This is a genomic window from Pedobacter sp. GQ55 (genome assembly GCF_059758925.1).
The window spans coordinates 119,636-142,892 of the sequence record NZ_JCAXEI010000003.1 but is presented as its reverse complement, the minus strand read 5'-3'; the positions used below and the strand labels follow the sequence as shown (position 1 = coordinate 142,892).

Below are 23,257 nucleotides of genomic sequence, written 5' to 3'. Positions count from 1 at the left end.
ATAAAGGATAATTGCAGTCGTTACAATTTATGTATATTGCGTAATATTGCAATCTATCCCCCTATGAAAAACAAAATATCTCCATTAACCCTATTCCAGCCAGAGAAACTAAAGGTATTATTGTCCCTGGGTTTTAAAGGCTATCTTGCTGATAGAGGATGGTTTGATGCATATAAAACAAAGTCTGCTATTGACGAGACTGGAAAACCTATTGCATGGGTAACCTATTCTTTCATTGATTTTATCAAAGAACGCTTGAATAAACAGCAGCGTGTATTTGAATTTGGTTCGGGTAATTCGACATTTTTTTATGCAGATTTAGCCGGAGAAGTTTATTCTGTTGAACACGATAAAATATGGTTTAACACAAATAAAGCCTCCAAACTCCAGAATGTCCATCTGATTTTTTGTGACCTTGTTCCCGATGGAGATTACTGCAGGAGTGCGGCTAATACCGGAAAAAAATTTGATGTTATCATTATTGATGGAAGAGATAGGGTAAATTGCTGTAAACAGGCTCTCCAATCTTTAACAGAAGAAGGTGTGGTAGTATTAGATGATTCAGAAAGAGATCAATATGCAGAGGGGGTTTCCTTTTTAATTAAAAACGGATTTAAGCACATTCCATTTTCTGGAATTGCACCCGGAGTAATCATATCTAAGTGCACTTCCGTTTTTTATAGACCAAACAATTGCCTTAATATCTAATACTTAAATAAATCCTTAAGCCATAACAGAAAGCATTGTCAGTGCAGTCAGCCCAAGTTCCTGGTTACCATTAATTTTCACTTTATCCTTCACTTGTTCTGGTCGCAAGCTTTTTGAAAATAACTTCCACGAGGTTTCAGGATCAATAACGATTTCAGTCGTAGCTGCCTCTGTTCTGTTTTTCGTCAATACCCATTTATTATCAGTTCTTAGCAAATACCATGAACCGCCAGCGTCCGTTGCAACGGTAACCTTTACAATTGTCCCATCATCTGCGGTTATTGATCTGTATGTGTGTGGAAGAGCAAGCATAAAAATATCAATAAAAGGATAATAAAATTCAGGCGTCATTAAATCTGGTTTATTTACAGCAGCTCTTATTTGCTGTTGATGCAGCCACTTTTCTGTGTATTGACGTGCTATTTCTGTCCAGTTTTTGCTTTCCGATTCACCAGTCCAGCCAACTGCTAAAACAGATTTATCTAAAGGATTTAAAGATTTAAGGTAGTCACAAAACTGCTGACCAGTTATTTCAAGAAGAAAAATAAGCATTTGCGGACTTACTCTTTTCATAGCTTTTACCCAATCGGCATTGAGTCTGTTCAGGAAATCAACTAAGTCCTGATAGGAATTTCCATCAGGATGTTCACCGAAATGATGATCACGAAGAATGGAAAGCACTCGAATGTTACCATCTAGCAGATGTGCAACTACATCTTTAACAGTCCAGAGTTTTGCAATAGTCTGTTTTTGCCAATCATCAGGTTTCAGTGATTTCAGTAAATCAAGCAGTTTTTTATCAAGAACAGGTAGCAAATGAACTACATCAATAGGGGTTTTCGTCTGGGTTGTCATAAAATAAACAAACGTTTTAATTATTATTTTCTTTCGGAAGTTGATATAAAAATAATGAATTCCAGAAATTTATTGTTCATTGGCCTTACTTTATTGCACCAAAAGCTGCGAAATACGAATTCTTATGCAGTATTTCAGTCTCTTTAAACCCGACTTTACTTAATAAAGCAAGCTGATAGCTTAATGAACGCGGTGTATCCTCGTAAGCAATATAATCAAATACTTTTTGTGCATATTCAGGTCCGCCCAACGTTTCAAGGTATGCCCTATACTTATCCTGAAAAAGCTTATTTATCAATTCAGAGTCATGGGTAACTAAGTCAGAAATCCAAATACTACCACCTGGTTTTAGTGCAATGTATAATTTAGTAAAAACAAGTTCCCAGTCGGCATCAGTACGTAAATGATGGAATGTGGCAGCAGCCAACACCACATCAAAATGATTAGCCAGTAGATCAAGATTGCGCATATCATCCTGTATAACATTTACCTTACCGTTAGTTTTTGCAGAAACCCTTTCTTTTGCCCGCTCTAGCATTGGCATGCTCAAATCATTCAACGTACAATTCAATTCAGGGATTTTACTTAGCATTTTTAAGGTATAATTACCTGCACCACAGCCTATATCCAGTAATTCTTTTGCATTTGGGTTAATGTAGTTTGCTGCCTCTGTACATAAATCCATGGTAAGTGGAGCATCAATGGTTGTTTGCTGGCCCACTTCAAGATTTGAAAAGCGTTCAACATCATTATCAAACCTTTTCTTAATCTCGTCGTTAGTAGCCTTTTTTAAATATTCTGTTTTCATACCTTAAATTTTTCGTTTGTCAAACCTAACTCCTTTTACCATATTTGAAAAATATCAATTTTATCAATTTACAATACTCAATAGGTATTACAAATATGGAACTCAGACATCTTTTATATTTTAAAACTGTTGCAGAAGAATTGCATTTTACAAAAGCTGCTACAAGACTTTTTATTTCTCAGCCTCCATTAAGTCGTCAGATTAAAGAATTAGAAGAGGAATTAGAGGTGCAGTTATTTACGCGCGACAACAAACGCGTTGCTTTAACAGATGCTGGAAAGTATTTCAAAACTGAAGTCAATGCAATTTTTGCAAGATTGGAAGAAAGTAAAAATATAGTTCGTCAAATTCATTTAAGTGCTAGTGGAGAATTAAAGATCGGATATATAAGTTCAGTCTATCAATCCTATCTGGCAGAAATTTTAAAGGCAATGCGCGAAGAATTCCCTTATATAAAAACTGGTTTATTTGAACTGCCAACAGTAACCCAAATTGAAGCGTTGGAGCAAGGAAAATTAGACGTAGGTATTTTAAGAGCACCTATTCTTTCCGAAAAATTAATCATTAAGACCTTATTTTTTGATCCTTTTGTAGTTGTTATCCCTCTTTCAGCACAAAAGTTCAGCACAAATAAGGAACTGGCCGAAATTTTAAAAAAGAGCCCATTTATTTTTTTCAATAAAGAATTTGCACCTCACTATAACAATAAACTAATTGAAATTTGCAAACGGATGCAATTTACACCCGACATTACACATGAAGCTAATAATGTCCATTCTATATTACAATTAGTAGAAGCAGGCCTTGGTGTATCTATATTACCCCTATCACTCAAAAAACAATATGAATATTTAAAAGTTTCATTTATTGAATTGGAAAATATTCCTGTAAATACCGAAGTAGTTGTAGCTTACAAACAAACCAATAGAAATCCTGCATTGAAATGGTTTATTGATAATTATAGTAATACAAGTAACTAACCTCTAATTTGATTTTTCCAGATAGATATTTCGCATATCTTTAATATTTAGCCGTCAAATAACATTTTTTGTTATTCTTTAGATACTGTGGTTTATGTTCACGTTTTTATTGAATTTTTATTTGTTTCTTTAATTCCTAAAGAGAGCTATTACCGTTTGGTAGTCAGCTTTAAGGGGTAAGGAAAATAAACACAATTAAACCGTATATTATTAAACTAGATTCAAAACAATTGATTTTTGAGGCGCTTACTATTCTGCGTGAAAGCGATGTAGATACTTTGCCTGTTTATGAGGACGATCACTTTATTGGCGAGATTTCTAAAGAGGAAATCACAGATTTTTTAAATCATCCGGAAAATGGAAAGAACATATACTTCCATAAATTAAACTTTGATTTAGGAACAACGCTGATGAGAATTAGAGAACAGAACAGTAAACCCAAAAAGTTATCGGACGTATTCATTCGTGTAGCTGTAATAGCTTTTGCAATTTTCGGGCTAGTTTGGATGTTTTTTAAGAATCCCGATGGCAAACAGCATGCTTCTCTGCAGAGCAACGCCAACCGTCCACTCGTTAAAAACCTTATTCTTCCAGGCTCAAACAAGGCAACATTAACTTTTGCCAATGGCAGAACCATACAGTTAAGCAAAGCAAAAACAGGAGTAGTAGTTAATGCCTCCAGTTTAAAGTATGATGATAACACTGCCGTCATCTTGAACGGATCCCAGTCATCTCGAACCGCAGAGAGAGATCTCTTGAATAGCACAGAAAAAATAACAGTGGCCACCCCTCGCGGCGGGCAATACCAAATCACACTACCAGATGGTAGCAGGGTTTGGTTAAATGCAGCTTCCAGTTTAAAGTTTCCCTCAAGTTTTGCTGGCACAGCACAGCGTAAGATTGAATTAAGTGGTGAGGCTTATTTTGAGGTAGTCAAAAATAAGACACAGCCATTCATAGTAGTATCAAATGAACAAATGGCAGAGGTATTAGGTACGCATTTCAACATTAGCAATTATGCCGATGAAGGCAGCATAAAGACAACTCTTTTAGAAGGTTCCGTTGCCGTTCGTCATGCTGAGTTTATCTCAGCATCTCGCACTAACAAATCCGCCAAGCTCGTGCGAGATCCTGACCCACGTCAGGATGACGTGAACACTCGAGATGAGGTAATCCTCAAACCCGGCCAGCAATCTACTTTTACCGTTAACAAACCTATAGAGGTTAAGCAGGTTGATGCCAGTGATGCTATTGCCTGGAAAGATGGCAAATTCGCATTCCGAAATGAGTCTTTGGAAAGTATCATGCGTAAAGTCGCCAGATGGTATGATATTGAAATCGTGTATCAAAACAATCAGATAGGCAAGGAAATTTTGGGAGGCTCATTTACCAGATCCGAGCAGATTTCAAGTATACTAACAACGCTTGAACTTGCCAGCGATGTACACTTTAAAATACAAGGCAAAAAGGTTATTATAACTAAATAATGAAGCTAAATTCAGTATTCATACTATCAATACTGTGCTTGCTCAGCACATCGATAATGGCTCAAAAGCTCAATTTCGTAAAGAAAAAAGTCACTCTTGTTCAAGTCTTTAAAGAAATAACCAGGCAGACTGACTATCAGGTAATCTGGAATGAGCAAAAACTAAACGTAGATCAACGGATCGATGCAGATTTTCAAAATGTAAGTTTGCCTCAGGTCATGAACCGTATTTTATCAGGCCTTCCGCTTACCTACATCATTTCAAAAAAAATGATCATTATAAATTCTCTCTCTGTTATTGAAGTATATGGTACGGTAATGAATGAGCAGAATCAATTACTGGAAGGTGCAAGTGTCAGTGTTAAAGGAGAAAACAAAATAACTGTTACCGATGCTAAGGGCCAGTACTTACTAAAGCGAGTAGATACAGGAGCCACACTGATTATTTCTTATGTGGGCTATCAAAACAAGGAAATAAAGGCTTTAGCCAAAATGGAAAAGATTAGCTTATCTTTAAATAACGATCTGCTAAAGGAAGTAGAAATAGTAAGTACAGGTTATCAAAAAATACCAAAACAACGTGCCACAGGAAGTTTTGCATTGGGGGATAGCGTACAATTTGCACGCAAGGTAAGCCCTGATGTATTATCCAGACTAGAGGGCATTACCAGTGGTCTATTATTTAATAGGAATACAGTTAGAGCCAATGCTGGCCCCCTTGATTTGTCTGTTCGTGGCCGGAGTACTATTTTCGCAAACGATCAACCTCTGATCATTTTGGATAACTTTCCTTTTGATGGAGACTTCGATGTCATTAACCCAAATGATATCGCCACAATTACAGTTTTAAAAGATGCCGCGGCCGCATCTATATGGGGGGTTAGGGCAGGAAATGGTGTGATTATAATTACTACCAAAAGAGGTAAGAACCTGCAGCCTTTAAGTGTATCTGTAAATTCGAATGTTGCCATTTCCGGCAAGCCTGATCTTTCTTATAGTCAAAATTTTTTATCCTCATCTGATTATATTGATATAGAAACATTTCTATTTGATCAAGGAAAATATGATGGTGTATTAAGTAACCCTCAAAACTATACCGTAGTTTCTCCTGTAGTACAAATCTTAAACAAACAGCGAATGGGCCAATCTGCCGATGAAACCACAAGGCAGTTAAATGTTTTAAGGGCTAAAGATGTGAGAAATGATGAATTAAAATATTTTTATAGAAAGCCTGTTTCGCAACAATATGCCGTGTCATTAAATGGAGGAACGACACGATCAAACCATTATTTCTCTGCCGGATACGACAAAACTGATGCGACCCTGATCGCTAATAATAACCGTAGGATCACTATAAATAGCCAAAACACCCTACGTCCTATTAAAAATCTAGAACTGGAACTAGGCGTGTATTATGTAAAATCAACATCAAACATAGATAGCACCTTAAGCGAAATATCATCTCATACTACCCCTTATTATCAATTTAGAGATGTAAATGGTCAGAATACTATGCTCGATCGTGATTTCAATGCAGATTTCAGAAAAGAAGCACTCGATAAAGGATTTTTAGATTGGTCATATGTACCCCTAAATGAGTTGGGTAAATCTCCACGCACCATAAAGGATAATAACTTACGATTAAACGGAGGATTAACCTACACTATCATTACAGGCTTAAGCGCGAGTATAAAATACCAATATCAGGAGTTTGATAGTAAGGCTTCACGTTACAACAGTATCGAAAGCTACCAAACCAGACGGCTTATCAATCAATATTCTATTTTAACTTCAGGTACTGTTAGTGGTTACAATATTCCTTTAGGAGGAATTCTTAATACGGTCAATGGAAAAGCCTCTTCTAATAATTTACGCACCCAGTTAAACTATGAGAAGAGAGGGCAGAAAAGTTCCATTTCAGCCATTATGGGCTATGAAATTTCGGAATCTGTATCAGACCTGAACAGTCAGACTAAATACGGGTACGATCTAAATTCAGGTAAATCAATAGCAGTAGACTCTGAAAGTTATTTTGATTTAAACCCTGTAGGCTCAGGTCAAATTGGAACTAATTATGGCTTTTTTAAAAGAACAGATAGAATGCGTTCCTCATATATTAATGCAGCTTATACTTACGATGGCAGATATACCCTATCAGGAAGTGGAAGGATTGATGGTTCCAATTATTTTGGCATAAAAACCAATCAAAAATACGTTCCATTATGGTCTGCCGGAGCATTATGGAATATTGACAGAGAAGATTTTTATAAGTTAAACTGGTTACCTGTTTTAAAATTCAGGGCATCGTATGGGTATAGTGGTAATCTGGATAAATCAAACACAGGAATTACTACATTTAAGTACAATCCATTAGGCGCTGCATACACCGGCCTACCTTTCGCAAGCATTATCAATATTGGTAATCCTGAACTTAGATGGGAAAAAGTAGCTATTGCCAATGTTGGAGTTGAGTTTGGACTAAGGAATTCTGCAATTAGTGGAAAAGTGGAATATTATATCAAAAATGGCTCTGATATACTGGGCGACAAGGCTTTCCCTTCAAATACCGGGATCAAAGTCTTAAGAGGTAACTACTCGAAACTGAAAACAAAAGGATTAGATATTTCCCTAAACTCACAAAATTTAAAAGGAAAACTAGGCTGGACGACAAGCTTTATACTCTCTGCCGCACATGACCGGGTTACAGATTATCACGCTGTTCAGCCTGCCAGTATCTACTATGTTGGAACCTACAGCAGTATCCCGATATTAAGCAGACCTGTATATGGAATTTACAGTTACAAATGGGCAGGATTAGACCCGTTAAACGGCGACCCCAGAGGCTATGTAAATGGCCAGGTTAGTAAAGATTACAAAACCATCCTTAACAGCACAATAGAAAACCTGGAGTATAATGGCCCGGCAAGGCCTACTGTTTTTGGAGGCTTAAACAATGTTTTTTCTTTTCAAAAGTTAACATTAGCATTCAACATCAGCTATAAGTTTGGCTATTATTTCAGAAAACCAACAGTAAATTATTACAATCTGTATAACTCAAACATTAGTTCTAACATGAATGCTGATTTTGGAAATCGCTGGCAGAAAAGTGGAGATGAAGCCACCACTAATGTCCCATCAATGGGAGGTTTTGGTGAAAATGATTTTCGGGACAAGTTTTATAAAAGCTCATCCGCCACCACAGCACGGGGCGATCACATTCGATTACAGGATGTAACTATTAGTTTTGACTTAGATCACTCCAACTGGAAAAACATACCCGTAAAACATTTACAACTTTACTTTTATGCTAATAATCTGGGAATCCTCTGGAAAGCCAATAATTTCGGATTAGATCCAGATTATATTCCCGATTATGGAAATAATTTTAATACCCCTTTATCCAGAAGTCTGTCCTTTGGACTCAAAATCTATTTTTAAAGTACACGTAGTGATATGAAAACAAATAAAACAACTCTATTTATCACAGTTATCTTAATTGGACTTTTTTCAGGTTGTAAAAAAGGCTGGCTGGAGGCAAACCCCGATCAATCACAGATTGTACCAAAAACCCTGGAAGATTTTCAGGCCTTATTAGACAATTCCACTCTGACTTTTAATATCTCACAAGCCTGTGGTTTGGCTGAAATTGCCTCTGGCGATTTTTACATCCTTTACTCGTCATGGCAATCACTTTTCACCAGTCAGGAAAAATCAGCTTATATCTGGGCTCCCACAGCCAACTTTTATAGTGGAGAATTTAGTGCCGATTGGGAAAATTCTTATAGACGAATCTTAAATTCCAATGTTATCCTAGATGGTATAAAAAAAATAAAAGTACCCACTCCCCGACAAGATGAATGGAATAACATACATGGCAGCGCCTTGTTCTTTCGTGCTTTCGACTTTTTTAACCTTGCCCAGGAATATTGCCCGGCCTATGATCAGGCTACATCAAAATCAGAACTAGGACTACCACTAAGGTTGGAATACAATGTAAATATACAATTACAACGCTCAACTCTTCAGCAGACTTACGATCAGATTATTAAAGATCTAAAATCAGCCATCCCTTTAATGGGCACAACACCATTATTTAAAACAAGGCCATCCAGGCAGGCAGTTTTCGCATTATTAGCCCGAACATATTTGACCATGGAAGATTATGAGTCGGCAGGTTTATATGCCGACTCGGCGCTACAAATCCAGTCAAATCTCGTTGACTATGCAACGCTGAGTCCTGATGCAGCCAACCCTATCAAGAGACTCAATCCTGAGGTGATATTTCAAAGTACTTTTACCTATGGGATTTTCAATGCTACAAGGTTGATTGTTGAACCAACATTAGTTGATATGTATACAGAAGGCGATTATAGACGCAAAATTTTCTTTAAAGATAATCCCAATGGTACCACTACTTATAAAGGCAGTTACAATGGCGACAAAAACTTGTTTGGAGGTTTAGCCACTGATGAGCTTTTCCTGATCCGTGCAGAATCCAACGCTAGAGATGGCAAAGTTGCTTCTGCACTAGCAGACTTAAACCACCTTTTGAAGAACAGATATAATCGTACATACAAGGTTATTAATGTTAACGAGGAGCAGGTATTAAACTATATTGTAAAAGAACGTAGAAAAGAATTAGTCTTTAGAGGTCTTAGATGGCAGGATCTAAGACGCTTAAACAAAGACAATAGATTTTCGACCATCCTAACAAGGGTATTAAATAATCAAACTTATAACCTACTTCCAAATGACAAAAGATATGTCTTTCCTATTGATGAAAAAGAATTAAGTCTAACTGGAATACAGCAAAATGACAGATAACAAATTAGTTAAGCATGGGTAGGCACCCCATAACTTATTTATTATTCAAAATGGCCTATTGCAACAGAACCGGATATGAACGACCTATCTGAACCTGGCAAAGGTGTTCCATCTGCGACAGGGATTCCATTAGTTCCAATCTGCCACAGTGCAGAACAGATTGAGCCATCAGACTCGCATCTATCACCTGAATAATAATAATAACCTCTTGGATCAGTAGGCAGAGGATACGTCATATCCGCTTTATAATAAAGCACTCTATTATTCCTTTTAATTGTTGTGAATGCACTGAAGCCAAATGCAAGACCTGCTATTAACACACCCAGTGCCACTTTTTTAATGTTGTTCATTTTTAAAGTTTTAATTTAATGAGACTGTGTTTATTTTAACAGGCTACAGCAATTACCTGTTTCACAGGCGTAAAGTCTTTATTTCTTATCAATATAAATTCCTGTAAATGCCAGTAACACAAAAGCCAGATTAAACCAGATGTGCTGCTGCCATGTCATTGTACTGATCACTCCACCACAATGGCAGGGCAACTTGCTGCCAGAAAAAACCATGTATAACAGATACAGGGTAAACAAAATCATAAGTACAAATGAGGCATATAATCCCCATTTTCTAATCGGAGCAAAAATTAACAACACACCAATTATCAGTTCAGTTATTGGAATGCCCCATGCAACCAATTTACTATACTCACCAATTAAAGGTGATTTAGTAAGTGTAGATGCAAATGAACTAATAGCAAATAATTTGCTTGCAGCAGTATACATAAACAAGGCAAGAATCAAATAAACAATAACATCTGCAATGATACCTCTGACTTTAGGAGATATGTAGAATTTTGTTTGATTAAAGAATGTTGTTTGCATAGTATAAATCAGGTATTTTTAATGATCCAAAAATGCAACATATTTGTTTTAAAAAAACATGAAATCCTGCCAAAATAATCGAGAAGTACTTTGGCAGGATACAATCATTGATAAAATTATAGAAATCTGCATCCATAGCTAAATCATTGAATGTAATTACAAGGATCTTATGTATCCCCGCAGGTATAGCACCTCCCCTTCCATTTGCAGTGCGGTAGTACAAAAATCAAGGAGTGTATTAAAGGTGAGAATTTCCGATTCTGCAAAAGCAGATTGGAACTTGAGGTTTGAATGCATTGTATACAACTTTGTTAAGCTGTAAAGTTGTAGCAATTATTTATCTACAACAGCCTATTTATATCTAAAGTCCATTCAAAAGCTTGCGATCTAAAGAAAATATGGTAAAGTAAATGGGACAAACAAGAGGAATCCTCGCCTGCCCCATTTTCAAGAGAGCTTAATTGATCTCGAAACTGTAAGTAGCGCCCTTCCAGGTTGCTTTATAATCTTTACCATTATGCTGACCTGGAGTTTTATCCATGTCGCTCACTTCAACTACATATCTTCCTTTCCATAATGGTGTAAACTCTGCTGCGCCACTATCATCGGTAGTCAATTCTCTTGACCAGCCATTAGGAGAAAATACAGATACCGTTTTTCCTTTTGCAGCAGCATCATTAAGGAAAGCCTTCAATTGAAGTGATTTATTGATCTTTGCAGCCGAAGCACCCTCTACATGCAGTTTCAACAAGTTTGGGTTTTGAACTGCAGCTGGCGACGCCTTTCCTACAATAACATCAGCACTAGATAAGAAATGGTATTTTGTGGTTCCCCCAAGTTCCCTTGCTTCGTGACTTACTACAACAGTATAAGCGCCATTCTGATCCGGCGTAAAAGTACCCTCAAAATGGTTTGCCCCAGGAGTTAGGGTCAGCTGAGTTTTCTTTTGATCTGGTCCTACCAGCCAAAGTGAAAATTCCTTTACATCCGAATACCATTTAGCTACACTGTCGCGCTCATTGGCCACATACTCACCGTAGAATACTTTAACCGATTGTTTTTGTCCTACTTTACCAGATGCGGCTGTTTCAATCCACAAGGCATGAGCAAAAATACTGGTGGTTACAAAGCTGAGCAATAAGGTCAGCGCTAAAAAAGTTATTTTCTTCATCGTTTTATTATTAAGGTTTTAAGGAAATGAATTGTGTTTACTGAGTTGATACGGAGTTAGCAGCCAATACCGGCTCCTGCTCCTTAGTTATCACTTTTAATTTAGGTTTTACTACAGGCTTATTAGAAACACTAGCTGCGCCCGCTAGTCCTGAATCAGCCTTTCCCTTCTTCTTCTTGAACTTACGGCCATACCAGATCAGGAAACCGGTGATCGGTAAACTTGCACCAATCAGGGAAGCCAGAAATGCCAATACCTTACCCGGAAAACCAAGGATGCTGCCCACATGAATGTCGTAGTTCATCTTGCGGAGTTTACCACCAAATGAAGAAGAAGCATAAGACGTTGAATACACATCTTCCCGTTCCAGCTCTTTTAGAGTATGCTGATCAAATGTATATCCCTGACTATTATAAAACTGACCGGCAGTAGGATAAATCGTAATACCAATGCTTGATTTGGCTTTTGAAGTATCCGGAAAATTATAATAAAAACCCGTAGACTTAGGATGCTTACTGATCACTTTGTTCCAGGCCAGGTCCATCGCCTGTTTAGGCGTATAATGCTTGCCCACCTGCAGTGAATCCGATTCCAAACGCTTAAATTCTTTTAAAGTGTCTCCACCGGATGTTACCCAGTACAAACCTTCACTGTACCATTTGATGCCATAAACCATCCCCGAAAGGGCAATTGCCAGCAAAAACAGCAGAGAATAAAATCCCAGCACATTGTGCAGGTCCAGGTTCACACGCTTAAAAGACGCTCCCCATTTGATCTTAAAGCTCTTATCTCGCGTAGACTTGTTCCATTTCTTAGGATACCACCAGATCAGCCCTGTTATGAGCAGCACAACGAACACCATTGTACCATAGTTGACGATTGGTCTGCCAATCTCATACGGCATCCACAAAAAACGGTGACCGTTCAAGATAAATCTAAAAAAATCCACTTCATCCTTCTTGTGCACTACCTTGCTGATTACTTCACCTGTATAAGGGTTAATCTTCAGCAACGTACCGCCTCCCCTTCTGCCCTCTTCCTTTGCATTCCTAAGATTCAGATTTATGGCCCGACCCTGTTGATAATTTGCATAGGAAGGTACTTTATCTGGATAAAGCCCAAAAGCAATGCTGCTGAGCTGAGAGGGCGTAAGCACAGGTTTATCCTGCCTTTCAATCTTGGTCTCCGGCTCTAGCAGGCCTTCAATTTCTTCATTAAATACCCATATACATCCTGTAATACAAACAATCAGAACAATGATACCCGAAACCAGGCCAAGCCATAAATGGAGCCATTTGTTGATCCTGTTAAAAAGAGAATCCTTGCTTTTTTTCTTTGCAGGTGTTTGCTTGTTTGTCGTGATCATTGTGCCGATGTATTAATTGTTCAATTAATTATTTAAACCTGTAAGCCAGAGATATCCTTGCATTTCTAGGAACTTCGTAGATGTAGGTATAGTAAGAAACAGAAGTTGCAGTAGCCTTATTACCCAGATCGGTGTAAGAGCCCTGAGTAAGCAATCTGCGGTCTAACAGGTTGTTGACCAGTACAGAAAGTGTCATTCTACCTTTTTCATACGATGCACCTGCATCAAAACGATAGTATTGAGGCAATTCTAAAGGAATAGCAATAGAACCAGAGTTTCTACCTAGCTGAACCTGATAACCACCGGTTAAGCCGAAACCATCCAATAATGAGCCTTGTTTTCTATAGCGATAAGATAGCCAGCCATTGGTGATGTGCTTTACCGACCCTGGAACCGTTTTACCAACAAAAAGCGGATTGGTGTCTTTTGTTACCTTAGTTTCCGTGTATGCATAGTTTAGGATCAAATTCAGCCCCCTTGTAATTTCACCTGTGATATCGAGTTCAAATCCTTTAAACTGTTGTTCGCCTAACTGAACACGGATATTTGTTGGATAATAAGTTGGCGGCGGGCCTGGTGTAAGTTCCAGTCCAGCTCTTGGATCTGCGGCAAGTACATTCTTTTTTGTAATCTGATAAACAGCTGCTGTAGCATTCCATTTACCATCAAACCAGTCTTTTTTCAAACCAAATTCAATATTGTTTCCTCTTACCGGCTTGAAGCTATTTCCTTCATAGTCCTGGCCACCCTGAGGCAGGAAGCTTTGATCATAAAGTCCATAGGCAGAGAAGTCTTTCAAAATAGAATAACTTATACCTACACGCGGACTAAATGCATTATCAGAAATCTGTGATAAATTTGTCTTACCCACAGTAACTGCGTGTGTATAACGTCCTGCAAGTGTCAAACGAAGTTTTTCTTCCAGCATCCTGATCTCATCCTGAAAATAAACCCCAGTGTAAGAAACGTTAGTCAGATAAGAAAGATTTGCAGGCAGTGCCGAACGGATCTGGATGCTTTTTGAGCGGTCAAAAACCGGAATATTAGCAAGAGAGCCATAGGTCGGGTTATAGATGTTAAAGGTAGCGTCACCTACAAGCCGCAGATCAGATTCTTGTACACTCGCAAAATCGCCCCATGTTTTCAGGTTTCCAAAATCCACACCTGTCATTAAGCGGTGTACCACTTCTCCTGTGTGCACATCACCCATCAGGCTCAACTGCGCATTTTTATTGATGGCCAGCTCCTCACTAATGTTCACATTACGTCTCATGTCGCCATTAGCTGCAAGGGTCGTCATCCATGGCGTACCGCCCTCCATACCATATCTCACATAAGCAACCTGTGCATTCAACTTCCAGTTGTCGTCAAGTTTATGGTTAAAGTATAAGGTAACGTTGTGGTCATAAAGCTTAGCGGGATCCAGGGTAGGATCTCCTAAAAAGAAGCTTGGATCAGTATCGCCCAATCCTTTAGGAGAAAAACCATAAGTACCCAATGCCTGTGCTTCCACATGCTGGGTGGTATATTCAGCAGTAATCAAGGTATTGGAGTCAACCTGGTAACTCACTACCGGAGCAATTACATACTTATCGGTATAGTTGTATTTGTTGTAACTTCCTTTAGTTTGCGCAGCCGCGTTGAAACGGAAAAGCAAACGTCCGTCTTTAGACAGTTTGCCATCGAGGTCAACCGCAGCACGTCCCAAACCAAAGCCGCCACCACTCAAAGTAGCTGAACTGCGGTTTTCGCCGGTAGGTTTCTTGGTCACAATATTATAGATACCCCCTGGTTCACCGTTGGCCATCATAAAGCCAGAAGGGCCTTTTACAAACTCAATGCGGTCTATAGTCGCCGCATCTTCAGTTAAAGGACCCCACGGCATTTTCATATTCATACCATTGCGAAATGCAGGAATGGTTGTACCACGAGTAGAGATGTTTGCATACTGTGCATCCCAGTGACCAGTACGGGTTGTACCTGATACGTTACGGGTTACTCCATCTACAATATCAAATGCCATTTGATCAGCAATCAACTGACCAGTAACCACTTTAATATTTTGTGGAACCTCAATCAATGGAGATTGCAAACGTAAAGAAGGAGAAACCTTATCTACTTTATATTTTTTCTTATTTGCATTGATGTTTACCATATCCAGCTCCGACAAGTTCTCATTTAAAGAGAAATCCACAACTACTGTGGCGCGCGTTGTTACGTGGATTTGTTTTTCTTTTGGATAAAGGCCAACGGCAGATACCGCAATGGTATAATCGCCCGCAGGAACTCTGCGTATCTGGTATTGCCCATCCTCATCGGTGATGGCACCAAATGAAGTTCCTTTTAGTACCACTGATACATACGGTGCTACACTGCCATCTGAAGTAGTGACCCTGCCTTTGACATGACCAAACTTCTGCTCATCTTCATTGTAAACAGCTGATTTACTGGCAATTGCGGTGGTGTTTTTTACATTACTGCTAAACCCGTCGGTCCTGGTCTGAGCATTTGTAACAAAAACGTAGGCACATAGAATGCCTAATGGCAAAAATTTCTTAATTTGCATGACTTTTAACTACGATTAAAGGTGACCCGGCTTTGCCGGTTAGCCACACGGGTCCGAACCGTGTGGCATTTTTATGCTGCAAATATATATTTATTTAGATTAAGTCCAAATAGCAACATCAATAATTATAATATAATTATCAATTCGTAATTAAAAATTTTTCTAATCGTTGAGATACTAGAAGTTACTAACATCAATTTGGCCAGCGTAAACACTGTCAGAAATACTTAACCTGTCGTCAGAAATAAATGCAATATAGATTTCTATAACATCATCTTTTTTAGATTGCCCTCTATCGCCCTTTTCCAGATGTACCAGGAGGGTATCAGTTCCAGCATTTCTTCTAGCGCCGCTTAAAACAAACCATGTTGTATTATTTGCAGGCAAATAAGCAAGCATCATTACCTGATCTCTGTTGAATGGATAACTGTATGCAGGGTTACATTATCTAATTTTGGCATTAATTTTACTACTTTATTGTTTAGGCAAAAGACTAGTAAAAGAGAAGTAAAACAATACCAAAAGGATAGCAAAAGAAAATGTATGGACATAAAAACATATCCCATTTGGTATACTTATTTAATTTTTTACTAGATTCGGTTTTGCAATAAAAATAAATGACAACCAGTGATTTACTTTCTGATACAGAACTGATATCTGCTTTAAAAAAGGGAGAACAGTCTGCTTTCAGTGAAATTTATGACAGGTATTGGAAGGGTCTTTACAGAAGTGCAAACAATATTTTGCAGAATCCAGAGGCCGTAGAAGATGTTTTACAAGATGTTTTCCTTAGTCTTTGGCAACGCAGATCTGAAGTGGACATCAATTCTTTGAAAGCTTACTTGCATCAGGCATTGAGATTTAGTGTGCTAAAAGCGATACGCAATCAAAAAACAGATCAGCAGTTTTACGAAAGATTGGCTAACGTTACTACAGAAATCATTGCCGAAAACCCAATGTTATTCAAAGAACAACAGCATTTGATTCAAAATCTGATCGATCGTCTTCCGGAAGATTGCAAAGAAACATTTAGGCTAAGCAGGGAGGAAAACATGACTTATAAACAGATTGCCGGTTATTTAAATATCTCCGAAAAGACGGTAGAAAAACGGATATCAAAATCATTAAAAGCCATCCGAGGTGGCCTTAATTTAGAGATGTGCCTCGCCATATTAATCTGGTACAATCAACTGCACTAGGCGCTCTACACCCCTATTATCTTCTCTTTTAAAAAAAGTAAAAAATATCGTAGGGTAAAGGCCAGGTTTTGGTACTTATTAATATAGCCCATGGATAAAATACATTTTCTAAACCTAATAGATCGCTACTTAGCTAACCAGGCCAGTCCGCAAGAGATCGTTCTTGTAGAAGAATATTTCCAAAGGATGGAAAAAAAGGGCGAATCTTTAGATCCATCAGGTCCGGATGGACTCGCCCTAAAATCGGTTTTAATGAGAACCATATCTCAGCCTGATCAAAAGTATGGTTACAACTTAAAATGGTTAGTTGCAGCAGCATCAATTGTAATAATATCAGCACTTGGATTATTTATGTATTCCAGCAAAACACCTTTTCCACAAAACATTCCTAGTCATAAGATTGCATGCGAAAGCAAGATTAAACCCGGAGGAAACAGGGCCATACTTACGTTGAGTAACGGATCGACTATAAACCTTGATGCTACCAGCAGCGGTGTTATCTTAAAAGAACATGGACTGGAAATAAAAAAAGACAAAGATGGACATCTGATTTACACTGCCTCTGCTCCTGATATAAAATCTATAGAAGACGAAATAACATACAACACAATAGAAACCCCAATGGGCGGGCAGTATCAGGTACACCTGCCCGATGGAACTAATGTATGGCTAAATGCTTCGTCATCTTTAAAATTCCCAACACAATTTAAAGGCAGGCAGCGAGATGTGGAGCTTACTGGAGAAGCTTATTTTGAGGTAGCAAAAGATAAAGAGAAGCCTTTTAAAGTGATCACCAGCAAACAGGTGATTGAGGTATTTGGCACCCACTTTAATGTAAATGCTTATGAAGACGAGGAATTTACAAAAACAACACTGCTTGAAGGCAGCGTTAAGGTAAGCAGGCAAGATCAATCGATCTTACTTAAACCCGGTCAACAATGCGTGATAAAGGATAATTACTTTGAAGTAAGGTCAGTGAACGTGAATACCATTGTAGATTGGAAAAATGGACACTTTATATTCAGGCAAGATGATATTCGCGGAATCATGCGCAAGCTGGCCCGCTGGTACAATATTGATGTTGAATATGCAGGAAAACTGGAGGGGCTTAATTTTACCGGAAAGGTATCGAGAAGTAAAAACCTTGATGAAATTTTGCGGGTATTGACCCTTACGGGAGATGTTAAATTCAAAATCGAAGGAAGGAGGGTTACTGTTATGCCATAATATCTACTATAGCAGCTAACCTGACAAATTCCAGAGGTGTGACAGCACCTCCGGAATAATAGTTTTGGTTATGCTGTCCACCGCCAACAATTGTAATCATTAACCAAGTACGATGTATCTGATATAATACGCTGAACATCAAAGAACCTAACTAACCAAATGTATGAAATTTTACGCGTTTAATTCCTACAGGGAAACCTGTGCGAAATATAAGATTTTGTTAAAAATGAGGCTTATCACCATTTTAATATTCGTTGTTTCCCTTCAGGTAAGTGCTTCCGGGCTCGCACAGAAAAAAATCAACTTATCTGAAAAAAATACTTCACTTGAAACAGTGCTTGAAAAAATCGGAGAGCAAAGCGGCTACGATATAATTTTTAATTCTAACCTGATTAAAAAAGCGAAGCCTGTATCAATCGAAGTTAAAGACGGCCAGTTATTACAAATACTAGCCCAATGCTTCCATAATCAGCCTTTAGGCTATTCAATAGAGGCCTCTACAATAATTGTAAATGATAAAAAGATTGTTGATATAACTATAACCGGAACGGTTAAGGATAAAAGTGGTAAAGAAATTCCTGGGGTATCAATTACTGTTAAGGGAGCTAAAGGACGAGGGACATCAACAGATGCAGCTGGTAAATTTGCACTAAGCGTACCAGAAAATGCCATTCTTGTATTTTCTGCAATAGGCTATAAAACTTTTGAGGCGGCCGTTGATGGGCGTAAAACCTTAGATGTAGTAATTACTGAAGAAAATACCGATTTAAACGAGGTAGTGGTTGTTGGGTATGGAACTATTGACAAAAAAGACCTTACCAGTGCTGTCTCTTCCATTAAACCTAAAGACTTTATTTCTGGTTCAGTAAACCCCTTAATGTCTATCCAGGGCAAGGTACCCGGGCTTACGATATCCTCATCCAATGGTACAGATCCAAATGCCGGCTTGTCTATACAGCTTCGCGGAATAAATTCAATAAATGCAGGGCAAGGTCCTCTGGTTGTAATTGACGGAGTGCCGGGGGGCGACATCAATTCCGTTTCCAGAGAAGATATAGAATCGATAAATGTGTTGCGTGATGCTTCTGCTGCGGCAATTTATGGTACCAGAGCTTCGGGAGGTGTTATTCTAATTACCACCAAAAAAGCTAAAATAGGTGCTGCCAATGTTACTTTTACCAGTGAACTTTTTACTGAAACGATAAGGAAACGTCCTGAATCCCTAAGTGGCGATGAATTTGTAAATAACGGATTAGGAACTGACTTTGGTTACCGTACCGACTGGTACAAAGAGGTAACGAATAAAAATCCTTTCAGCCAGCGGTATGTTTTAAATGCCAATGGAGGTAGTGAAAATGCACAGGTTTATGCTACAGCCACCATGCGCGATGCAAAAGGTATCGCCATTGGTTCAAAAAGAAAAGAAATGGGTGGCAGGATCAATACTATTTTCAAATTCTTTAATGGAAAGGCACAGCTTAGTACCAATTTGAGCTACAATCAGGTTGATGCTGATTTTACAAACAATGATATTTTTAATATGGCACTGGTACTTAATCCCACTGAAACACCGTACAACCCAGCCGATGTAACCGGATACAATGTAATGGTAGGTGGCTACGAGTACTGGAATCCGGTTGCTGAAGTGATGCTGCGTAAAGATCAAAACCAATACAAGTATCTGCTAGCCAGCTCTACTTTAAAAATTGATCTGACAAAAGATCTTTCTACCTCGGGCATGGTTGCTGTAAAAAACAATTCAAATCAACCGATATTTTACCGCTCTATGCAACACCGTATTTCGCGCACAGACGGCGTGGACGGTTATGCAAGTCAAGGCTATAATCGATATACAGATCGCACATTTGAATGGACGCTTAATTACAACAAAATTATAGGTGAACATAGCATAAATGCAGTTGGTGGATATTCTTATCAGGATTTTAACGGACAGGGATTTTCGGCCAATAACTCCAGCTTCTCTGTTGACGGCATTGGAGAAAACGATCTGAATAATGGCTCATTTCTTTCGGATGGAAGAGCCGGAATGGGTTCATTTAAAAATCCTTCGGTTAAGCTGATTGCTTTTTTTGGCCGTGTAAATTATTCCTTTATGAATAAATATATCGTAACAGGAACCGTAAGAAGAGAGGGATCTTCAAAATTTGCGCCAGGCAACCAATGGGGAACTTTCCCTGGTATCTCTGCAGCATGGCGCTTGTCTGAAGAGCCTTTTATGAAAAACCTTGATTTTATCAGTGATCTGAAATTACGTGGAGGTTATGGTGAAACAGGAAATGCCGATTTTGATGCTAATGTAGCATACCGAATGTATTCTGCAGATACCTGGTGGCTGGTTGATGGGAAATGGCTGCGCACTTACGGGGTTAGACATAACCAGAATCCTGACCTGAGATGGGAGGTTAAAAAAGAATATAATATAGGTCTTGATTTTGCTTTTTTTAATCATAAACTTTCTGGACGATTGGATTTTTATAAGCGTAAAGTTGATGACATTATTTATGACATAAGTGTTTCCCAACCTCCTGCTATTTATGAAAAAACTACGGTAAATATTGGAAATATGCAGAATAAGGGATTCGAGTTTGAATTAAACTGGAATGCCATAAATCGCGATGATTTTAAATATACTACAGGCATTGTAATGTCGGGTAATAAAGGGAAATTGACCTCGCTTTCTGGGAGCCAGACCTTTGCCGACCGCAAGTCCTTCCCTGCCCCTGGCTCTCCGGGAAATGCAGTAAGGTTATTTCCCGGAGAAGATCTTGGCAGGTTTTTCTTATGGCGTGCAGCAGGTTTTACACCCGAAGGCAACTGGATGCTGTATGATAAAGACGGACAAGCTTTTGACGTAACAAAACGTTCTAAAACAATTGCTGATAAGGCTTTTGTAGGCAATGCAATTCCAAAGGTAATTCTCTCGTGGAACCATTCAATATCTTACAAAAATTTTGATGCCGGTATTTACCTGAGAAGCTGGCTGGGCTACGATGTATTTAACATGATTAATATGTATTACAGCCTTCCAAACGTTAGAGGCCAAAATGTACTGCGAGATGCATTTGACAAGCATAAAAACATTAAAGGAGAAAAAGAGCTGAGCGATTACTGGTTGGAAAAAGGTGATTTCCTGAAAGTAGATGCCCTAACGCTGGGCTATACTTTTAATCAGAAGCTTATTAAACCACTGAGCAATGTACGTGTGTATTTAACAGGCAGGGATTTGTTTGTTCTAACCAAATACAGCGGGCTTGATCCTGAAGTAAACATCAATGGGCTTGATCCTGGTTTTGAAGAAAGAAATGCTTACCCAAAAACAAGGACTTTCATGTTTGGTTTACAGGCTAGTTTCTAATCAACTATAAATAATAGACAGCATCTAAAAAACTTTATTATACTTCGATGAAAAATATAATCAATATTATAACAGGAGCTCTGGTATTTACGATGGTCATCTCTGGAGGATGCACCAAGCTTGATCAAAAGTTCTATGACAAGGTGACTCCTGAAACCTTTTTCAAAAGTGAAAAAGACATTAAGGCTGCACTTTACAGGCCCTTTACACATGCCCGCTGGTATCTGGGAGAAGATCGTTGGAAACTTCAGGAATATACCGCAGATAATTTTGCCATCACAACCAAAGGAAGGCATTGGTATAATGGCGGAGAAAATGAGCGTTATCACTACCATCGCTGGACACCGGACGACGGCTGGATCTGGGGAACCTGGCGTGGAACACTGATGGGTATTGCGTTAGCTTTGGATGTAAGACAGGATTTGGAAAAGCTTGATTACTCAAAATTTGCGCTTACTCAGGCAGATAAAGATGATCACCTTAACCAGCTAAATACCTTAATTGCTTATTTTTATTTACGGGGCTTAGATTATTTTGGCGGATTACCAATCTTTGACTCACTGGACAAGGAGGGTGTACCACGTAGCACAGATCAGGAAACATTTACTCATGTTGAAACCCTGTTAAAAAATGCGATAGAGAAACTTCCAGCAAAAAAACCGGGAGACAAAGAAGAAGGTGCCATCCGCAAGGCTGGTGCAGCAGCAATGCTTGCCAGCTTGTATTTTAATGCAGAAGCTTACATTGGCAAAAACATGTTTGCCGAATGCCAACAGATCTCTCAGGACATTATAGATAAAAAATATGGAGATTATAGTTTGGATGCAACCTGGAACGGCCCGCATAGTTTTACAAACGACAAATCGCCAGAGATCATCTGGTCTATCCCTTCTGAGTTTAACAAACTTCAGTACGACTGGTTCTATTCTAACTTTTATCATTACAATACAAGGCAATATTTTGGAGTGGATATGGGAGCCGACAATGGTGGGCACCTCACTCCTTCCAGAAAACCTGATGGCAGCTTGTATACAGACTCTAAGCTAGGATCGCCATACGAAAAATTTGACGACACAGACCTTCGTAAAAAAAGCTACAAGTACCTTGGTGGTGGACGCTATGAAGGCATGTTTATTATAGGCCCCCACCTTACTCCTGCAGGTGCAGCCATTAATGGAGGTGAAGAGTATAAAGACAAGCCCCTTATTTTTGTTGATCAGGTAGCACGTTTTACAGAGGTTGGCCCAGGTAAAAGGTACCCTTCTATTGCACAGCTTCCTTCAAAAATGTCGGAAGGAGAAGAAAATACTGGTGTTAGGCTTGTTAAGGTTCCTATACCCGGAGACAATGACAAAAGTTTAAGATGGGGTGCAGATAACCCGGCTATCAGATTAACCGAAATCTACTACATGCTTGCAGAATGTAAAATGCGCGCTGGCGATAAAGCAGGAGCTGCTGAGCTAATCAATACGGTTAGAAAGCGTGATTTTACATCAAACATAGATCCTAATCCGGTTACTGTAGCTAACCTGGACGCAAACCGAATGTTGGATGAATGGAGCATTGAATTTTTGGGCGAAGGCAGAAGACGTACCGACCTGATTAGATGGAAAATGTTTACCACTGGTGTATGGTGGGATCATCAACCTTCTGCGTCTACACATTTAAACCGCTTCCCTGTACCAACTGAGGCCATTTCAGGAAACAATAACCTGACTCAGAACCCTGGATATTAATACGCTCGCAATGCCCCCGGGAGAAATATTTCTCCCGGGTTTATAAAAAAAGCGGGTGATCATAAATTATGATCACC

18 protein-coding genes are annotated in these 23,257 nt (G+C 38.8%); 9 read left to right on the top strand and 9 right to left on the bottom strand.

Annotated features, from left to right (window positions below):
* The first annotated feature begins 63 nt into the window (after nt 1-63).
* Entirely contained in the window at nt 64-708 is a 645-nt protein-coding gene (locus tag AC6CH7_RS09540; protein ID WP_498262475.1) for a class I SAM-dependent methyltransferase, read from the top strand.
* A 15-nt stretch (nt 709-723) separates the two neighbouring features.
* Here AC6CH7_RS09540 and AC6CH7_RS09535 read toward each other — a convergent pair whose 3' ends face one another.
* Both AC6CH7_RS09535 and AC6CH7_RS09530 read right to left on the bottom strand, forming a co-directional pair.
* Complete coding sequence (locus tag AC6CH7_RS09535) at nt 724-1,563, bottom strand: maleylpyruvate isomerase N-terminal domain-containing protein (RefSeq protein ID WP_498262474.1); 840 nt, start codon at nt 1,561-1,563, stop codon at nt 724-726.
* Nucleotides 1,564-1,648: 85 nt separating this feature from the next.
* On the bottom strand, nt 1,649-2,371 hold the full coding sequence (locus tag AC6CH7_RS09530) for a class I SAM-dependent methyltransferase (RefSeq protein WP_498262473.1): 723 nt from the start codon (nt 2,369-2,371) through the stop codon (nt 1,649-1,651).
* A gap of 95 nt (nt 2,372-2,466) precedes the next feature.
* Between AC6CH7_RS09530 and AC6CH7_RS09525 the strand changes: the two genes are divergently transcribed.
* The 4 genes from AC6CH7_RS09525 to AC6CH7_RS09510 all read left to right on the top strand — a co-directional run bounded on the left by AC6CH7_RS09525 (nt 2,467) and on the right by AC6CH7_RS09510 (nt 9,661).
* Nucleotides 2,467-3,351 (top strand): LysR family transcriptional regulator, encoded by an 885-nt coding sequence (locus AC6CH7_RS09525; protein WP_498262472.1) that lies wholly within the window; start codon nt 2,467-2,469, stop codon nt 3,349-3,351.
* A gap of 230 nt (nt 3,352-3,581) precedes the next feature.
* Nucleotides 3,582-4,838, top strand: coding sequence for a FecR family protein (locus AC6CH7_RS09520; protein WP_498262471.1), 1,257 nt, complete (start codon nt 3,582-3,584; stop codon nt 4,836-4,838).
* Nucleotides 4,838-8,275 (top strand): SusC/RagA family TonB-linked outer membrane protein, encoded by a 3,438-nt coding sequence (locus AC6CH7_RS09515; protein ID WP_498262470.1) that lies wholly within the window; start codon nt 4,838-4,840, stop codon nt 8,273-8,275. Before AC6CH7_RS09520 ends, AC6CH7_RS09515 begins: the two co-directional genes overlap by 1 nt.
* 15 nt (nt 8,276-8,290) lie before the next feature.
* Nucleotides 8,291-9,661, top strand: coding sequence for a RagB/SusD family nutrient uptake outer membrane protein (locus AC6CH7_RS09510; RefSeq protein WP_498262469.1), 1,371 nt, complete (start codon nt 8,291-8,293; stop codon nt 9,659-9,661).
* A 41-nt stretch (nt 9,662-9,702) separates the two neighbouring features.
* On the opposite strand, the gene AC6CH7_RS09505 is transcribed toward AC6CH7_RS09510, so the two are convergent.
* The 6 genes from AC6CH7_RS09505 to AC6CH7_RS09480 form a co-directional block, all read right to left on the bottom strand.
* Nucleotides 9,703-10,011: a hypothetical protein gene (locus AC6CH7_RS09505; RefSeq protein ID WP_498262468.1), complete on the bottom strand. Its 309-nt coding sequence runs from the start codon at nt 10,009-10,011 to the stop codon at nt 9,703-9,705.
* Nucleotides 10,012-10,089: 78 nt separating this feature from the next.
* Complete coding sequence (locus AC6CH7_RS09500; protein WP_498262467.1) at nt 10,090-10,539, bottom strand: MauE/DoxX family redox-associated membrane protein; 450 nt, start codon at nt 10,537-10,539, stop codon at nt 10,090-10,092.
* A 457-nt stretch (nt 10,540-10,996) separates the two neighbouring features.
* The gene (locus tag AC6CH7_RS09495) at nt 10,997-11,710 is read right to left on the bottom strand and encodes a DUF4198 domain-containing protein (protein WP_498262466.1); all 714 of its coding nucleotides are present in this window, start codon (nt 11,708-11,710) and stop codon (nt 10,997-10,999) included.
* Between the two features lie 37 nt (nt 11,711-11,747).
* Nucleotides 11,748-13,076 (bottom strand): PepSY-associated TM helix domain-containing protein, encoded by a 1,329-nt coding sequence (locus tag AC6CH7_RS09490; protein WP_498262465.1) that lies wholly within the window; start codon nt 13,074-13,076, stop codon nt 11,748-11,750.
* A 28-nt stretch (nt 13,077-13,104) separates the two neighbouring features.
* The gene (locus AC6CH7_RS09485) at nt 13,105-15,642 is read right to left on the bottom strand and encodes a TonB-dependent siderophore receptor (protein ID WP_498262464.1); all 2,538 of its coding nucleotides are present in this window, start codon (nt 15,640-15,642) and stop codon (nt 13,105-13,107) included.
* A gap of 177 nt (nt 15,643-15,819) precedes the next feature.
* Nucleotides 15,820-16,044 (bottom strand): hypothetical protein, encoded by a 225-nt coding sequence (locus AC6CH7_RS09480; RefSeq protein WP_498262463.1) that lies wholly within the window; start codon nt 16,042-16,044, stop codon nt 15,820-15,822.
* 215 nt (nt 16,045-16,259) lie between these two features.
* Between AC6CH7_RS09480 and AC6CH7_RS09475 the strand changes: the two genes are divergently transcribed.
* Both AC6CH7_RS09475 and AC6CH7_RS09470 read left to right on the top strand, forming a co-directional pair.
* Complete coding sequence (locus AC6CH7_RS09475; RefSeq protein ID WP_498262462.1) at nt 16,260-16,841, top strand: RNA polymerase sigma factor; 582 nt, start codon at nt 16,260-16,262, stop codon at nt 16,839-16,841.
* A 90-nt stretch (nt 16,842-16,931) separates the two neighbouring features.
* The gene (locus tag AC6CH7_RS09470; protein WP_498262461.1) at nt 16,932-18,068 is read left to right on the top strand and encodes a FecR family protein; all 1,137 of its coding nucleotides are present in this window, start codon (nt 16,932-16,934) and stop codon (nt 18,066-18,068) included.
* On the opposite strand, the gene AC6CH7_RS09465 is transcribed toward AC6CH7_RS09470, so the two are convergent.
* Nucleotides 18,058-18,207: a hypothetical protein gene (locus AC6CH7_RS09465; protein ID WP_498262460.1), complete on the bottom strand. Its 150-nt coding sequence runs from the start codon at nt 18,205-18,207 to the stop codon at nt 18,058-18,060. The two genes, AC6CH7_RS09470 and AC6CH7_RS09465, sit on opposite strands and share 11 nt — an antisense overlap.
* Before the next feature lie 24 nt (nt 18,208-18,231).
* Here AC6CH7_RS09465 and AC6CH7_RS09460 point away from each other — a divergent pair, with 24 nt between their 5' ends.
* Nucleotides 18,232-21,444: a SusC/RagA family TonB-linked outer membrane protein gene (locus AC6CH7_RS09460; protein WP_498262459.1), complete on the top strand. Its 3,213-nt coding sequence runs from the start codon at nt 18,232-18,234 to the stop codon at nt 21,442-21,444.
* A 47-nt stretch (nt 21,445-21,491) separates the two neighbouring features.
* Nucleotides 21,492-23,180, top strand: a complete 1,689-nt coding sequence (locus tag AC6CH7_RS09455; protein WP_498262458.1) for a RagB/SusD family nutrient uptake outer membrane protein — start codon at nt 21,492-21,494, stop codon at nt 23,178-23,180.
* The last annotated feature ends 77 nt before the right edge of the window (nt 23,181-23,257 follow it).

Bases quoted from the DNA above. Each gene is read 5' to 3' on its own strand.
- AC6CH7_RS09455 (WP_498262458.1), top strand. From the start codon at position 21,492: ATGAAAAATATAATCAATATTATAACAGGAGCTCTGGTATTTACGATG.
- AC6CH7_RS09525 (WP_498262472.1), top strand. From the start codon at position 2,467: ATGGAACTCAGACATCTTTTATATTTTAAAACTGTTGCAGAAGAATTG.
- AC6CH7_RS09515 (WP_498262470.1), top strand. From the start codon at position 4,838: ATGAAGCTAAATTCAGTATTCATACTATCAATACTGTGCTTGCTCAGC.
- AC6CH7_RS09485 (WP_498262464.1), bottom strand. From the start codon at position 15,642: ATGCAAATTAAGAAATTTTTGCCATTAGGCATTCTATGTGCCTACGTT.
- AC6CH7_RS09495 (WP_498262466.1), bottom strand. From the start codon at position 11,710: ATGAAGAAAATAACTTTTTTAGCGCTGACCTTATTGCTCAGCTTTGTA.
- AC6CH7_RS09500 (WP_498262467.1), bottom strand. From the start codon at position 10,539: ATGCAAACAACATTCTTTAATCAAACAAAATTCTACATATCTCCTAAA.
- AC6CH7_RS09535 (WP_498262474.1), bottom strand. From the start codon at position 1,563: ATGACAACCCAGACGAAAACCCCTATTGATGTAGTTCATTTGCTACCT.
- AC6CH7_RS09530 (WP_498262473.1), bottom strand. From the start codon at position 2,371: ATGAAAACAGAATATTTAAAAAAGGCTACTAACGACGAGATTAAGAAA.
- AC6CH7_RS09540 (WP_498262475.1), top strand. From the start codon at position 64: ATGAAAAACAAAATATCTCCATTAACCCTATTCCAGCCAGAGAAACTA.
- AC6CH7_RS09470 (WP_498262461.1), top strand. From the start codon at position 16,932: ATGGATAAAATACATTTTCTAAACCTAATAGATCGCTACTTAGCTAAC.
- AC6CH7_RS09510 (WP_498262469.1), top strand. From the start codon at position 8,291: ATGAAAACAAATAAAACAACTCTATTTATCACAGTTATCTTAATTGGA.
- AC6CH7_RS09480 (WP_498262463.1), bottom strand. From the start codon at position 16,044: ATGATGCTTGCTTATTTGCCTGCAAATAATACAACATGGTTTGTTTTA.
- AC6CH7_RS09475 (WP_498262462.1), top strand. From the start codon at position 16,260: ATGACAACCAGTGATTTACTTTCTGATACAGAACTGATATCTGCTTTA.
- AC6CH7_RS09465 (WP_498262460.1), bottom strand. From the start codon at position 18,207: ATGTTCAGCGTATTATATCAGATACATCGTACTTGGTTAATGATTACA.
- AC6CH7_RS09505 (WP_498262468.1), bottom strand. From the start codon at position 10,011: ATGAACAACATTAAAAAAGTGGCACTGGGTGTGTTAATAGCAGGTCTT.
- AC6CH7_RS09490 (WP_498262465.1), bottom strand. From the start codon at position 13,076: ATGATCACGACAAACAAGCAAACACCTGCAAAGAAAAAAAGCAAGGAT.
- AC6CH7_RS09460 (WP_498262459.1), top strand. From the start codon at position 18,232: ATGAAATTTTACGCGTTTAATTCCTACAGGGAAACCTGTGCGAAATAT.